Origin of the sequence: Bacillus sp. JCM 19034 (assembly GCF_001310635.1) — a bacterium.
Taxonomy (GTDB): domain Bacteria; phylum Bacillota; class Bacilli; order Bacillales; family Bacillaceae_D; genus Halalkalibacter.
In genome coordinates this window covers 277010-292548 of the sequence record NZ_BAXR01000001.1, presented here as the reverse complement: position 1 = coordinate 292548, position 15539 = coordinate 277010, and the positions used below count along the sequence as shown (strand labels likewise).

Sequence of the window (15539 nt, the reverse complement as noted above, 5' to 3'; positions counted from 1 at the left end):
CGAATCTAAGTAGCCTTAAAAAAAGAAGCAATTTGCCAATGTAAATAATAATCCTCTAAGGAAGAGAAAAACTCAACGAGACTCGCCGGAGCTATTATCGCATCTGGAGAACCGTCCGTCATAAATGCTACCTTCCTTCGGTTAATACTGCGGCAACCCTTTCAGGTCGTTCTGTATGAATTAATTGAGGAAAAATAGACATCGATTGGTCAATAATCATCTGAGAAAGTGCATTTGCATCAATTACCTGATCAATTTCAATGGATTCTAGCCTTTGTGTAACCGTTTGAATATTGACAGGATCCGCAATTCCCTCTATGTACATGATTACTACTCGTGTTTGGGTTATTTTCCCAACTTTTAATTCTTTAATTTGAAATTGCGGAATCGGTAAACGTTTCCTGATTAAATTTATGTTCGTATCTATTGCTTCAATAAAGGCTTCTTGTGGACCTGAAACACTAAATTCTGTTTCTGGTGGTGAAACAGAACGATTAAAATGTTGACTAACTTCAATAGCGAAGCAACGATTAGGAGCAGACTGATCATAAATAACGACAAATCCTTGCATGACCTTTTCTCTCAAATCATCACTATTCGTAATCCAATCTGATTTAATCATTGGGATCACGTCTTTAATATCTTCAAGTGTATACAATTTCGGATCATCTTGTAGCTCTTGTAGGGCTTTTAATACGTTTTCATTTAACTGCTTCATATCAATGAGAGGTTCGTAATAAGCGAGATAAAACACTTTTTCGTTTAAAGTATATTCTTCTTCAACAAAGTCCTCCGACTGCTTGAATAGAGATAACATACTCTCTAATGGATGCGAGTTATTTTGTTTTCTTTTAGATAAAAGCCATCTACTAAGCACTTCTTTCACCCACCTATATACTCACGTTATCGTTAGTATGAAAAGAGGAAAGCGATATTATGCGTACCAACCAAAAAGAAATAGAGCTTTATAGGTGCGATTCACCTATAAAGCTCTGTACACTATTCATCATCCGCGATTTTATTTACGTTGTTAAAAACTGATGTCCCCCGAATATATTCTATATCCTTTACTTCTAACTTTGCATTTACAACTCGTGCTAAAGCGAAGAAATAATCAGATAAGCGATTCAAGTATTTCAGTACATAAAGATTAAACTCTTCCTCTTCAGTCAACATATTAACTATTTCACGTTCAGCTCTTCTAGCAACTGTACGACAAATATGTAATGTTGCTGCTGGAATTGAACCACCTGGCAAAATAAATCGTTCAATTGGTGGTGCTTCTTTTATGTACGTATCTATTTTCTCCTCTAATTGATCGATCATTTGCTGAGTTGTTTTGTACGTAACTTTCTCAGTAACTTTCACAATTGCCAAATCTCCTCCACAGTCAAACAACTCATGTTGAATAATCTCTAATTCTTTCTTAATTTCTTTAAATTCCTTCCCTTTCAATTGCGTAATCACTTGACCTACAAATGCATTTAATTCATCAATAGTCCCATATGCTTGAACTCTTTTATTGTTTTTAAACACTCGTCCACCTATAACACTTGTTTTTCCTTGATCTCCTGTACGAGTATACAACTTCATAAAATCTCATCTTCCTCTCGTTTTTCATTAGTATACATCAAATGTAACTCACTTTCATTGAGAAACTAAATAAATAGTACGCTTTAATACACCTCACCTACTTTCTTACATATAAAAAATCTCTTGACATTTCCTCTCCTTCACGTTAAAGTATAAAAAATTTCATATTGTGGAAATAGGTACTTTGAAAATGCTAATAATTTCAAAGTTTAAAAGGGAATTCGGTGAAATTCCGAAGCGGTCCCGCCACTGTAGATGATGAGTTGCAATTGCTTAAACCACTGGCAAAATGCTGGGAAGGTTATTGTAACGTTGACTCTAAAGCCAGGAGACCTGCCTATTTCAACAACACTGTTTTTACCTACGGGAGATAGGGAGGTGTTATAATAGCTTATTTTGGCATGCGTCATTAGGATATTATTACACTACTTCTATGTAATAATATCCTTTTTGTATGAGAACAAAAAACTGGAGGAGGAAAATGGATGACTGTAAAAACTAGTAACTTAGGGTATCCTAGAATTGGGGAGCAACGTGAATGGAAAAAGGCTTTAGAAGCGTTTTGGAAAGGTTCAATTTCTGAAGAGCAATTGCACAAAGAGATGAAAATGATTCGGTTGCACCATTTGAAAAAGCAAAAGGACTTTGGTGTAGACTATATACCAGTAAATGACTTTACGTATTATGACCATGTGTTGGACACAGCCGCAATGTTTGGGATTGTTCCTAAACGTTTCAACCATACCGGTGGCCCAGTTTCTCTAGAAACCTATTTTGAAATGGCCCGTGGCGGAAAAACTCAAGCTTGTGAAATGACGAAATGGTTTGATACAAATTATCACTACATTGTTCCTGAATGGACAGATGCACAACCAACATTAGTAGAAAATAAACCGTTAAAGGCGTACAAAGAAGCAAAAGAAGAGCTTAACATAAATGGAAAACCGGTTATCGTAGGGCCTTTTACCTTTTTATCTTTATCAAAAGGCTATGACCAATCCGAATTCACTAGTCTTTTATCGCAATTAATCCCACTTTACTCACAGGTTTTATCAGAGTTAAAAGCTGAAGGTGCAGAGCTCGTACAGATTGATGAACCTATGTTTGTAACAGACTTAACTACAGAGGATTGGCAAGTCATTAAGCAAGCCTATACACAACTTGCAAATGCAACAAACATCGACATACTTGTTCAAACCTATTTTGAAAGTGTTGATCATTATCTTGAACTCATTTCATTACCGGTAAAAGGAATTGGACTTGATTTTGTTTACGGAAAAGAAAAGCATTTAGAAGCGTTAGCTACATTTGGATTTCCACAAGAAAAAATATTAGGTGTCGGTATTATTGATGGTCGTAATATTTGGAAAACAGATTTAAAAGAGTCAATTATGCTCCTAAAACAAATCGAAAAAGTGGTCCCTTATTCAAGACAGCTGTTACAGCCATCATCAAGCTTACTCCACGTACCTGTAACCCTTAGTTTGAGGATTCAATTGATTCACTAGTAAAAGAAGCATTAGCTTATGGAGATGAAAAGCTTAAGGAATTACACTTATTAAAAAATCTTACGATTGAACCAGATCAGTTTGCTTCCGAATTAGAGCTACATCAAAAAGGGATTCTAGCTTTACGAGAATCCGATTGGCGAAAAGAAAAAAAATTAAAGCAATTAAAAACGACTCGGGACACTGAATTTAGTAAAAGAGCAGATCTACAGCAAGAAAAATGGAAACTCCCAACTTTACCAACTACGACCATTGGCAGTTTCCCACAAACGAAAGAAGTACGACAAATACGTCAAAAGTGGCGTAAAGGTGAACTAACCAATGAACAGTATGATCAACGAATCAAAGAATTTATAATGAAATGGATCCAAATTCAAGAAGAGCTAGATTTAGACGTTTTTGTTCATGGCGAGTTTGAGCGTAATGATATGGTTGAGTACTTTGGTGAGAAATTATCAGGCTTTGCTTTTTCGAAAAATGGTTGGGTACAATCATATGGTTCTCGATGTGTAAAACCACCTATTATATTTGGGAATGTTGAATTTACTGAACCAATGACCGTTAATGAAGTCGTATACGCACAATCTCTAACAGATAAACCAGTAAAAGGGATGCTTACCGGACCTGTAACAATCCTAAATTGGTCTTTTGCACGTAATGATATCTCAAACAAAGAAATCGCCTTTCAAATTGCCGAAGCTCTTTTAACTGAAGTTCAAACACTTGAAAATGCAACGATTACGATGATTCAAGTCGACGAACCGGCTTTACGAGAAGGGCTGCCATTAAAAAAGGAAAAACAAAAGGACTATTTGCAATGGAGTATTGAGGCATTCAGACGTTGTACGTCTGATGTAGATGATTTAACACAAATTCATACTCATATGTGCTATAGCGAATTTAATGAAATTATTGATGCCATTGATCATATGGATGCAGATGTCATTTCGATTGAAACTTCTCGAAGTCATGGAGAAATGATTGAAGCTTTTGAAAAGACGGTTTATACAAAAGGGATTGGTTTAGGTGTTTACGATATCCATAGCCCAAGAATTCCTGAGGTTTCAGAAATGCTATCCATTATTGAACGAGCTTTAAACGTTTTACCAGTGGAACGCTTTTGGGTTAATCCAGATTGTGGATTAAAAACCCGATCAGAAGAAGAAACGATTTTAGCATTGAAGAAGATGGTTGAAGCAGCAAAAACTGCCCGAGAAAGAATAAACGTCACAAACCAGGCTTAGGAGCTGACTATGCGACAAGAAATCGTTCAATTTCTTGAAGATACAATAAATGTTGAGGACATGAAACATTGTATCTACCAATTGGATGCACAGGGATTGCACACTTTAATAGAACATTTACAATATGTTTCGTTAGAAGCAAAGGAACGTTGGTTTGCGATACTTAAAGAAATAATATAACAAAAATAGAAGCCTTACTTGATTGTAAGGCTTCATAAATAATTTACTCCTTATCTTCTTTCGATATATTTTTAGGAATAAAAAAGGTGAATTCTGTTCCTTCATTCAATTTACTCTGTACAGAAATATGTCCATTATGAGCCTCTACGATGTTTTTTGCAATAGCGAGTCCTAAACCAGTTCCGCCCCTACTACGAGTTCTCGCTTTATCTGCCTTATAAAAACGCTCAAATACAAAAGGTAAATCCTCATCAGGAATACCGCTTCCTGTATCTAGGACATCAAATTTCGTACCTTCATCAAATGAACGAACCTTCAACACAACATTCCCATTTTCGCTTGTATGTCTAATCGCGTTATGAAGTAAATTCGTTAACACTTGCTCAATTCGGTCTGGATCAAACGTAACTTCTTTTTCTGTTTTTTCATCTAATTCGAGTGAAATTTTCTGTTCCTTCGCTAACCCTTGAAACTTTCGTACGATTTTTGTTACAAAGGCATGTAGATCAATCGTTTCGCCATGTAATTCAACATGACCCGCTTCCATCCGAGCTAAATCTAATAGCTCATTAACAAGGCGACCAATTCTCAACGATTCATCATAGATAATTTTAGCCATCTCTCTATTTTCTTCGGCTGATTGAGCAACATCATCAATAATTGCTTCACTATAACCTTGGAGCATAGAAATAGGCGTTCGTAATTCATGAGAAACATTCGCAATAAAATCTTTACGTAATTTGTCATGACGTCGTTCCTCTGTCATATCACGAAAAACAGCAACTGCTCCTCTAATGACATTTTCATCATATAAAGGCGTCATTAAAATCTTCCAGCTACGTCCTTGTACTTCTATTTCCGTCGTTTGCTCTTTTTCAAAAGAGACAACCTTTTCAAATAAAGACTGAATTGTATCTGGTAACTGATCCTCTTGATGCATTAGACCTTGCTCATAAGTCCAGGATTGAATAAATCGTTCTGCTGGTGGATTCGCTAAAACAACTTTTCCGTATTTATTTAGCGTAATGACGCCATCGGCCATACTTCCTAAAATACGGGCAAGCTGTTCTTTTTCTTGGTTAAGTGCATGGATGTTCGTATTTAATTCTCTTCCCATACGGTTAAAGGCCATTGCTAATTGACCGATTTCATCATGGGTTAAAATCGGGATTTTCGTTTCAAAATTGCCCTTCGCAATTCCTAAGGCCATTTCCCTCATCTCTCGTAACGGAGCCGTTACCCTTGAGGAGAGAAAAAAAGCAAATACAGTCGTCATAACAATTGCTATAGCCGCAGACAAATAAATTATGCGTCTCGTTTCAGCAGTTGCCTCATTAATTACTTCTAACGATTGATACAAAAACACTGCCGATTCCTCAAGCTCATCCGATTTTATTGGAACACCGACGATCATAATTTCCGAATTCAAGTTCTCATCGTTGCTTTCAAAAGGAAAATCTCCTTCAGTCTGAACGACATGGTCACCAGAGAAGACATCGTTTAAGATTTGATTATTGTATAATGAATGTAAAGCCAAATAATGTGATCCGCTCGTTTCCGTGCTTAATACTTTTTCTCCCTCTATTATTAATATTAGCTTCGTATCAAACGTTTCAGCATACTCTTCAATAAGATATAACGCCTCTTCACCCTCGTAACGTTCGTACATGGAGGCAATCATCTCTGCATGATTCATTAATTGCGATTCAGCAGTGTTAAGATGTAGACGTTCAAATGACTGTAAAAGAAGGATCATTAAAATCGTCAACACAACAGATACAAGTAAAATAATTGTAAGCCATAGCTTACCAACAACACTACGCCAAAGCATTAGTCTTTCTGTGCCTCAAATTTATAACCAATTCCCCATACTGTTGCAATCATCGCAGCAGCTTCTGGTGAAACTTTATTTAATTTTTCGCGTAATCGTTTGATATGTGTATCGACAGTTCTTAAATCACCAAAGAAATCATAGTTCCAAACGTCTTTTAATAACTGTTCTCTAGAGAATACTTTATCTGGTGATTGAGCTAAATAATGAAGTAATTCATACTCTTTCGGAGTAAGTGCAATTTCTTTTTCCGAAACCATTACACGATGTGCATCGTGATCAATCATTAAGTCTTGAAAAACTAAAACATTTTTTGCGAGCGTATCCGTTTGCATAAATTTCGTTGCAGATGCACGACGGAGCAGTGCTTTTACACGTAGCACGACTTCTCTAGGACTAAACGGCTTAACAATATAATCATCCGTTCCAACTTCAAAGCCTTGTACCCGGTTTGCTTCTTCCCCTTTTGCTGTTAACATAATAACAGGGGTAGCTTTTGATTTTCTTAACTCTTGACATACTTCTATTCCATCTATTCCTGGCATCATTATATCTAATAAAATAACATCAAAATCTTTTTCAAGTGCAAGCTTTAGAGCCTCTTCACCATTTTCAGCCTCTTCAACAATGTAATCTTCTCGTTCTAAATACATTTTTAACAATCGACGAATACGCTCTTCATCATCTACAACCAAAATGTGAGCATGTTGCTCCATATGTCTTCTACCTCCTCAATCTAAAAAGCCGCTCTACTATAACCTTTTGTTAAAAGGGGTGCCCCATTATAAAGGAACACCCCTTTTTTATTATAGGGCATATGAATGTAACCCCGATATGACTAAATTTACAAATACGAGATTAAACATAATAATACCAAATCCAATGACACATAGCCAAGCAGAACGCTCACCATGCCAGCCTTTTGAAAGTCTTAAATGTAAATATGCGGCATAGAATAAAAACGTAATCAATGCCCATACTTCCTTTGGATCCCAACCCCAAAAACGGGACCAAGCAATTTCTGCCCAGATCATAGCAAAGATCAAACCACCAAGTGTAAAAACTGGGAATCCAATCGCAATAGCACGGTAACTAATTTCATCAATAAATTGCGGACTAACTCCTTTTAAAAGTGGCTGGATTGCCGCACTGATTCGCTTTCGTAAAATAAGTCGAAGCAGTATATATAAAATGAGCCCTGTTAAAATTGACCAAATAACCGTATTCAGATCATCAGCACGGATGTTTCCAGGAACATTAAAGAAAGGAGAGAAAGCCCCCTCTGTAATAAGCTCACCTTGATTTGGTCCTATTAGAGCAGGTTTTTTATAGATGATCGTAGCTTCCGTTTCAAACTCGTTAATATATTTAAACTCAGCTTCATAATGTACAGCGTTAAACAGTGAACCAGCAACAATAAAGCCAATTAAGCTTAGCACACAAAAAATAATAAACTCCATTGAACGAGAACGTAAATTCGATTTCGTGAAATCAATCGTTCGTAATAAGTATATTAATCCAGCTGCCATCCCAATTGTTAAAATCCCTTGTCCAAGGGCGACTGTAATAACATGAATCATTAGCCAATGACTTTGTAACGATGGAATTAATGGCGAAATTTCACCTGGAAACATTGATGCATAGGCAATTAATAACATCACAACTGGCATTGTAAATAGACCTAAATAATTTGAACGATAAATCGCATATAGAATGATAAATGCTAGACCAATGGCAATGGAAAAAAAGGTCATATATTCATACATGTTACTAACAGGAGCATGTCCGGCAACATACCAGCGTGTAATAAAATAACCAATAGAAAATATGGAAGCAAAAATAGAAGCAAGGAAACCTAAAATTGCCCAGCGATTTCCGCGCATCTCCCCCTCTTTATTACGCCACTTTCTTCCAGTAACCGAAACAGCAAAAAGAATCGTTGCTGCCAAATAAAGGAAGAATGCGATGTATAGAAGGTAACCACTTAATTGAACCATTTTCTAACCTCCTTAATGCTGTTACTAGTTAATGATTTAATGATTAATTTCTTGGTCTTGTTCTTCCTTCTCAAGTTGGTCTACAGGTGAAGGAATTTCGGTACCATCCAATATTTCATCAATATCCTTTCGTAACGATAAATAGTTTTTATTTGTATGACCTGCAATAACAAACTCCCCGTCGATTTGTTGAAACCAAATACGTCGATGTGCCAATATGAACCTTGAATTAAACCGATCATAAAGATAACCCCACCGATTATTAATAATGGAAACGTATAGTCTTTTCTAATGACTAATGCTGTTACATGATGTGTCTCAACGTCGACGAAAGTCATTTTATACTCATTTTCTCCAAGAGGCTCATGGTTTGTCTGAATTCCGACAATGCTTACTTCTCCTTCAGGTGTTTCTGGTGTAAACATTTCGAAAATAAATACTGGATTATTCGGTACATTTGAACGTGTTGAAGGCACATTATTATTCATATAAAAGTCTTGAAAATATTCGCGAATTCCAACTCGATAACCGTCACCTAGATCATACTCAGCTTGTGGACTTGAAAGATCAATCGTAAATTGTCCAAAATGCTCTCCGGTTTCCTTATGCTCTAATGTAAAACTCATTGATCCTAATTCATGTAGACGATAATCCATTTGATAAAGGGAATATCCACTAAATTTTAAAGGATCGTTAACACGGATCGGAAAGCGCTCTATTTCTACCAATTCTGCATCATCACCGATTACGCCTGTATCTTGTCGCTCATATAATACGGCATTTGTTTGATAATTACTAGCAATTGCTCCTTCAGCTCGATTTAACGCTTCTCTGTACAGTTCATGCTCTTCATCATAAACTTCAATAATAAATTGCTCATTTTCAACATAAAACTGACCATCTGTATGGGGAATTTCAGCAGTTTCCCCCTCACGAATCCACATATGATCATCCACATACATTCCTGGAAAATATCGAAGCATACAACCAATTAAAAAAATAATTAAGCCTATATGATTTACGTAAGGTCCCCATCTAGCAAAACGATTTTTTTCAGCCAAAATGTTGCCATTTTCATACTGAACACGATATTTCTTTTGTTTTAATTTTTGATTAATATCTTTCAACTTACGATCAAGATCTGCAACTTCCGAATAACCGTATATTCTCTGCCTTTTTAAGAAATTTCGGTGTTTTCGTCACTCGTTGATTTTTCAATGCACGGTATAATGGGAAGAATCGATCAATACTAGCAATTAATATAGAAACACCTAATGAAGCTACAAGGAGCATATACCACCAAGAGCCATATAAATTATGAAACCCAAGTTCATAATATATCTTACCAAAGACTCCATATTCTGTTTCATAATGTTCAGCTGGACTTACTCCACCTGGTATGTACATGACCTGCGGAAAAATCGTTCCGATAGATGATGCTAATAATGTAATTACAATGATCCAAATTCCGACTTTAACAGAAGAAAAGAACATCCAAATCTTATCTATGAACGTAGTTGTATAAGTTTGTGAGCGACGAGCAACGCCTTCATACTTCATATCAAGCAGCTTCGTTGATTCTTTCTGCTCTCCTAATGGGTTTCCGCAAGCTTCACATACTAGCGTTCCTACTGGATTCGTATGCCCACACTCACACTTGATTTGTTTCATTCCCCACACCCCAATTTACTGTCCTTCAGGTATTATCCGTTCCATAAAATCTCTTACCATACTTTCTGTCATTCCACCTTCAAAGACCTGTTCGACAAATCCATGCTCGTTAATTAATATTGTTGTCGGTAATGGGTGAACACCATAAGCATTCGTTACCGATCTCCCTTTATCAATTACGATTGGAAACGTCAAATTATACCGACTAGCAAATCGTTCAACCGTTAATTTTGGTTCATTGACATTAACGGCAATGATTTCAACACCTTTTTCTTTATACTCATCGTATAGTTCTTCCATTATCGGCATTTCTTTTTCGCAAGGCGGACAAAATGTTCCCCAAAAGTTAAGAAATACACCTTTTCCTTCAAAATCACTTAATTCGACTCTTTCACCATTTAGGTCCGTTAAAGCAAAATTAATCGACTCATCGCCGACTTTTGCTATGCTTTTATCCATGAAAAATTGAGAATAAAACGTATAAGCAAGAGCAGCCCCTATTATAACGAGTACTATTGTTCGCATAACTAAACGCTTCTGCTTCATTTATTCATCCTCCTCCCATTAATAGAGATAACTCTATGTTATTATAACGTCTCAATATAGGGGGTGATTAGATGTTTTATGACGGTTTCGTGACAGCTAATTCTCTTAAATGCTTTACTTCTATTGGTTTTAATGGACGTACATCACCTGGATTCATTCCTTTTAAATTTAGAAAACTATATTCTTCTCTCTTTAATTTCATGACTGGATGTCCTATTGCTTCAAACATTCTCCGAACTTGACGATTACGGCCTTCATGTATCGTTAACCGTACAATCGCTGTCTGCTTTTTCTTATCAATTGACATCATTTTCACTTTTGCTGGAGCGGTTTTCCCATCTTCTAACATGACACCATATTGCAATTGATTTAACTGATCCCTTGTCGGTATTCCTTTCACCTTCGCAACATAAACCTTATTAATCTTAAACTTAGGGTGCATTAATTGATTAGCAAATTCCCCATCATTTGTCAGTAATAATAAACCCGATGTTTCATAATCAAGACGACCGATTGGGTATACTCGCTCTTTTGTCTCGATAAAATCAGTCACTACTTGCCGACCCTTATCATCACTTACACTTGAGATTACACCACTCGGTTTATACAATAAATAATAAACAGGCTGCTCCCGATCAATTGGCACACCATTCACTTCAATTTTATCTTTATTTGGTGTGACTTTTACACCTAGTTCGCGCACAACCTTCCCATTAACCGTAACTTTCCCTTCGACAATTAACGTTTCAGCTTTTCTTCTAGACGTTACTCCTGCTTGTGCAATGATTTTTTGTAGACGTTCCATATGTTCACCTCATATAACATCATACTCGTACAGCTTTCATTTCACAAGTAAATCAACCGTTGCAATATTGTGAACTAAGAAATACGAACAGCACTTTTCTTAAATAATACTTGAAAAACAAAAAACTGATTACCTTAGTTTCATCATAACCAAAAAGGTAACCAGTTAACATTTTTTATTTTAACTTCCAAATACATAGCTAACAACAATGATTGCAGCAACAATTCCGACTAAATCAGCTAAAAGACCTACTTTGAGGGCATCACCCATTTTCCGTATACCAACTGCACCAAAGTAAACAGTTAATACATAAAACGTTGTATCGGTACTACCTTGCATCGTTGACGCTAATCGCCCAATAAATGAATCAGGGCCATAAGTAGCAATTAAATCTGAGGTCATTCCTAATGCTCCCGTCCCAGAAATTGGTCTAATTAAAGCGAGTGGGACTATTTCAGATGGAACTCCTAACGTTTGCAGTATCGGTTTTATGAGATCGATGATAAAATCCATAGCTCCAGATGCACGAAAAACAGAAATGGCTACTAACATACCGACTAAATACGGAATAATCGAAATAGCCATTCCAAAGCCTTCTTTAGCGCCTTCTACAAATGTTTCATAAGTCGGTACACGTTTATACGTTCCGTAAACGAGTACTAAGGCAATTAAAAAAGGGATTAGCCAAATTGAAATGACTGTCACCCATTCCATTATGAATGCTCCTTTCTAAGACGCCGATAATAAAAGAAGCGATCAATAAGTAGAGCTCCGACTGTTGAACAAAAAGTTGCAATGAGTGTGGTTCCAACAATTTCAGTCGGTGACACAGATTCATAACTCATTCTAATTGAAATAACAGTTGTTGGTATTAACGTAATACTTGCCGTGTTAATTGCTAATAATGTAATCATAGAACGACTTGCTGTATCTTTGTTTCCATTTAGCTCTTTTAACTGTTGCATTGCTTTTATTCCCATAGGAGTGGCAGCATTCCCTAACCCAAAAAGATTAGCAGACATATTGGATAGTATATAGCCCATCGCGGGATGACCTTTTGGAACTTCAGGAAATATTCTTCGAACAATCGGTTCTAATAATCGTGCTAATCCTCTTAACATACCAGCAACCTCAGCGATCCTCATCAACCCTAACCAGAAAACGAGTACACTTATTAGGCCAATACAGATCGTAACAGCATCTTTAGCACCAGCAAAAATGGCTTCGTTAACCTCTGACATCCTACCGTTAATAGCAGCAAAAATGACTCCTATGACGAGCATCGACATCCAGATTTTATTAATCATATTGATTCAACCCCAATAAATAATGAAAACACATTGCGAAAAATCGACCAAAAGCTCTTTTTTTCTTCAACTTCTGCTTCATAATAAATTGGTACGCTACCAATCTCCTCGTTATAAAGAAGAATCGTATATTTACCGACAACTTGCTTATTTAGATGTTGTCCATTTCTATTGTCATCGTTTGGTTTTTCTAGTGAAATCGTTAAATCTACTTCTTTCTTTTCCGCTTCAGTTAGCGGATAGAAAAAAGACCGTTCCACAAATAGCCTTCCATTCTCAAAAGAGTGATCAATATTTTTAACGATACCTTCTTCAATGATTAACTCTGTATCATAATTTTCAAAAGCCCATTCAAATAAATTCATATGATCATGCCAATCGCTAGGGGCATTTAATGTGACAACAACATATTGATCTCCATCTTTCTGTGCAGTTGATACAAGTGTCCGTTTAGCACGTTTCGTAAATCCTGTTTTACCACCAGTTGAATTCGAATAAAGCTCTGTTAGTAAACGATTTTTATTTCTCCAAACTCGCACTTGCTCACCATCAACTCTATGACTTTTCGTTGAGGCAATCGTTTGATACTTCTCACTTTTCATCGCATACTGTGTTAATAACGCCATATCATATGCACTTGAAAAATGATCTTCATGATCATCAAGCCCATGAGGGTTTTGGAACATGGTATTATACATTCCGATTTCTTTTTGCTTTTTCGTTCATTAAAAAAACAAACCCCTCTAGACTACCTCCAACATGCTCAGCTATTGCAACTGCTGCATCATTCCCACTTCTAAGCATTAGGCCATAAACTAGGTCTTCTAGCTTCATTTCTTCCCCAGCTCGTAAGTAAATAGATGACCCTTCCGTTCCTTCAGCACGACTACTTATTGTTACCATTTCATCCATTTTCCCTGATTCAATCGCCAAAATAGCTGTCATAATCTTCGTAATACTTGCTATTCGCATTGGTTTATGAGCATTTTTTTCAAATAAGATTCTTCCTGACTCTATTTCCATTAAAATAGCCGCTTCGGCAGAAACGTGACGATAATCCGCATAGACAGTCGGTACATTAGCCGAAACAATCATAATCATGGTGAGTGCAAGAAATACTATACGTTTTTTCATTCCTTATCCCCGTCCTTGACTTGACTTGTCCTTTCATACTCTTATTAGCCCATTGTATGCAAAAAGGACAAAGTTATGATCATTTACCCGCAAACTCTCATAATTTACTACCTTATTGGAAAAATAAAATTAAGGGAGTGGTAATAATGGAAGAACTTCTACAAATATTTGGCAGAGTTATGACAATTATGCCTTTACTCTTATTTATGACGCTTTACATGGGTCGACGTTCAATTGGACAAATGCCCGTTTTTGATTTTCTCATTATGATGACATTAGCATCTGTTACGGGGGCAGACATTGCAGATCCTAGCATTAAACATACATATACGGCCTTTGCCATTGTCATCATTGCCCTTTTTCAAAAAGCTGTTTCTACTCTGCTCATTAAGAAACGTTTTTTTGCTAAATGGATAACGTTTCAACCAATTGAAGTGATTAGAGATGGGAAATTGTTAATGAAGAACTTAAAGAAAGTAAAATATTCAATCGATAACATTTTGCAACTTCTACGTGAAAAGAATATATTTAATCTTGATGTCGTTCAATCCGCAATCGTTGAAGCTAACGGTTCACTCAGTGTTCAAAAAAAAGACGATCATCTAACTCCAACTAGAGAAGAATTAAATCTCACTGCGAACGTAAATACAATTGCCTATCCACTGATCGTTGACGGTCGCATTGTCTATCAAGTACTTAGACATCTGAACATAACAGAAACATCCCTTCGTCAACATTTAGTTGAAAAAGGGATTCATCGAATTGAAGATATCTTTTTTTGTACAATCACACAAAATGGAGACATTCAATTATCGTATACGAATGATGAACATCCAACCCCATATATTTAATTTCCTTTCGTATATGGGGATACGATTTCATAGACAAGTTCCATTTGCTCTGCACACCAACGATATTGTTTCTTCGTTTGTTGCTTTTCCGTATCTAAAGCAAATAATTCTAAGTTAGCTTGTACTTGTTTAATACTTGCTTCTAGTAAGGGAAGTTCGGTCGGTTGTGGTACAGTTAGTTGATCATCAAATAAATCAATCGTTAGTTGCCCATATTCATCGATTTGCGCTAAGACAACATTCTCTACAAGGGCATTTTGCTTTTTCAATTCAGTTTGAAGCCATTCACGACTAAATCCTCTTGTAGACAATGGCTCATCTAATATTTTCCCATCCATTATAACCGTCTCCGGTTCTTTAATAGCCGGAACCGTTTTATTCAAAACTTTCGCTGTAACTGGTTGCTTATCTTTTTTTAATAAAACGTTTAATTCACCATTTCCTTCTAATAGAGCAAATTCTACATCTGCAAATTGAAAGACATTTTTTGAACGTAGCTTACGTAATAGCTCATCTGTATTTAAATGTTGCTTTTTCATATTATCTTCTAAAATTTTTCCATCTTTGACAATAGGGATTCCTTTTCCATAAAATAGTTTGCGTATTGACTTACTAAAAGTACTTAAATACGTCATACTCATAATGCCTAACACCCAAACAATGATCGAAATCAAAATAAAACCAACTGGAATAGCTAATTGAATAGAACCAACGGCAACAATAATCGAGACAATTGAAATTAGACTAAATTCAAGAGCCGATGATTCTCCAATTGGTTTACGAATAAAGAGTCTTCCAATTGAACATATCAACACAAAGCCAACTACGCTTCGTATGACAACTTCTAGCCATCCTGGCATTTCAAAGACCTC

General features: G+C 36.2%; 13 protein-coding genes, 3 pseudogenes and 1 riboswitch. Of the genes and pseudogenes, 3 read left to right on the top strand and 13 right to left on the bottom strand.

Annotated features, from left to right (window positions below):
• Positions 1-5: 5 nt before the first annotated feature.
• Positions 6-817 (bottom strand): annotated as a pseudogene (locus tag JCM19034_RS23855) (spore germination protein).
• A gap of 182 nt (positions 818-999) precedes the next feature.
• Positions 1000-1593, bottom strand: a complete 594-nt coding sequence (locus tag JCM19034_RS01545; protein ID WP_062046724.1) for a cob(I)yrinic acid a,c-diamide adenosyltransferase — start codon at positions 1591-1593, stop codon at positions 1000-1002.
• A 160-nt stretch (positions 1594-1753) separates the two neighbouring features.
• Positions 1754-1949, top strand: a riboswitch (cobalamin riboswitch).
• Between the two features lie 129 nt (positions 1950-2078).
• On the opposite strand from JCM19034_RS01545, the pseudogene metE reads away from it, so the two are divergent.
• Together metE and JCM19034_RS21470 are read left to right on the top strand one after the other, a co-directional pair.
• Positions 2079-4345 (top strand): annotated as a pseudogene (gene metE, locus JCM19034_RS01540) (5-methyltetrahydropteroyltriglutamate--homocysteine S-methyltransferase).
• Positions 4346-4354: 9 nt separating this feature from the next.
• On the top strand, positions 4355-4525 hold the full coding sequence (locus JCM19034_RS21470; RefSeq protein WP_156323841.1) for a hypothetical protein: 171 nt from the start codon (positions 4355-4357) through the stop codon (positions 4523-4525).
• Between the two features lie 43 nt (positions 4526-4568).
• Here JCM19034_RS21470 and JCM19034_RS01535 read toward each other — a convergent pair whose 3' ends face one another.
• The 10 genes and pseudogenes from JCM19034_RS01535 to JCM19034_RS24450 all read right to left on the bottom strand — a co-directional run bounded on the left by JCM19034_RS01535 (position 4569) and on the right by JCM19034_RS24450 (position 13816).
• A complete protein-coding gene (locus JCM19034_RS01535; protein ID WP_062046722.1) occupies positions 4569-6356 on the bottom strand; it encodes an ATP-binding protein in 1788 nt (595 codons plus the stop codon).
• Positions 6356-7072, bottom strand: coding sequence for a response regulator transcription factor (locus JCM19034_RS01530; RefSeq protein WP_062046721.1), 717 nt, complete (start codon positions 7070-7072; stop codon positions 6356-6358). The genes JCM19034_RS01535 and JCM19034_RS01530 overlap by 1 nt, the downstream gene beginning before the upstream one ends.
• A 90-nt stretch (positions 7073-7162) precedes the next feature.
• Complete coding sequence (gene ccsB / locus JCM19034_RS01525) at positions 7163-8353, bottom strand: c-type cytochrome biogenesis protein CcsB (protein WP_062046719.1); 1191 nt, start codon at positions 8351-8353, stop codon at positions 7163-7165.
• Positions 8354-8389: 36 nt separating this feature from the next.
• Positions 8390-10024: pseudogene (locus tag JCM19034_RS01520) on the bottom strand (cytochrome c biogenesis protein ResB).
• Positions 10025-10039: 15 nt separating this feature from the next.
• On the bottom strand, positions 10040-10570 hold the full coding sequence (gene resA, locus JCM19034_RS01515) for a thiol-disulfide oxidoreductase ResA (RefSeq protein ID WP_062046716.1): 531 nt from the start codon (positions 10568-10570) through the stop codon (positions 10040-10042).
• Between the two features lie 76 nt (positions 10571-10646).
• A complete protein-coding gene (locus tag JCM19034_RS01510; protein ID WP_062046714.1) occupies positions 10647-11375 on the bottom strand; it encodes a pseudouridine synthase in 729 nt (242 codons plus the stop codon).
• 180 nt (positions 11376-11555) lie between these two features.
• Positions 11556-12089 (bottom strand): spore maturation protein, encoded by a 534-nt coding sequence (locus JCM19034_RS01505; RefSeq protein WP_062046712.1) that lies wholly within the window; start codon positions 12087-12089, stop codon positions 11556-11558.
• The gene (locus JCM19034_RS01500) at positions 12089-12682 is read right to left on the bottom strand and encodes a nucleoside recognition domain-containing protein (RefSeq protein WP_062046710.1); all 594 of its coding nucleotides are present in this window, start codon (positions 12680-12682) and stop codon (positions 12089-12091) included. The genes JCM19034_RS01505 and JCM19034_RS01500 overlap by 1 nt, the downstream gene beginning before the upstream one ends.
• Positions 12679-13368 (bottom strand): D-alanyl-D-alanine carboxypeptidase family protein, encoded by a 690-nt coding sequence (locus tag JCM19034_RS24455; RefSeq protein WP_370621770.1) that lies wholly within the window; start codon positions 13366-13368, stop codon positions 12679-12681. The genes JCM19034_RS01500 and JCM19034_RS24455 overlap by 4 nt, the downstream gene beginning before the upstream one ends.
• Before the next feature lie 4 nt (positions 13369-13372).
• Positions 13373-13816 carry a D-alanyl-D-alanine carboxypeptidase family protein gene (locus JCM19034_RS24450; RefSeq protein WP_370621769.1) on the bottom strand — a complete coding sequence of 148 codons (444 nt, stop codon included), beginning with the start codon at positions 13814-13816 and terminating at the stop codon, positions 13373-13375.
• A gap of 146 nt (positions 13817-13962) precedes the next feature.
• Between JCM19034_RS24450 and JCM19034_RS01490 the strand changes: the two genes are divergently transcribed.
• Positions 13963-14667 (top strand): DUF421 domain-containing protein, encoded by a 705-nt coding sequence (locus JCM19034_RS01490; RefSeq protein ID WP_062046708.1) that lies wholly within the window; start codon positions 13963-13965, stop codon positions 14665-14667.
• Here JCM19034_RS01490 and JCM19034_RS01485 read toward each other — a convergent pair.
• Complete coding sequence (locus JCM19034_RS01485) at positions 14664-15527, bottom strand: DUF421 domain-containing protein (RefSeq protein WP_062046705.1); 864 nt, start codon at positions 15525-15527, stop codon at positions 14664-14666. The two genes, JCM19034_RS01490 and JCM19034_RS01485, sit on opposite strands and share 4 nt — an antisense overlap.
• Between the last annotated feature and the right edge of the window lie 12 nt (positions 15528-15539).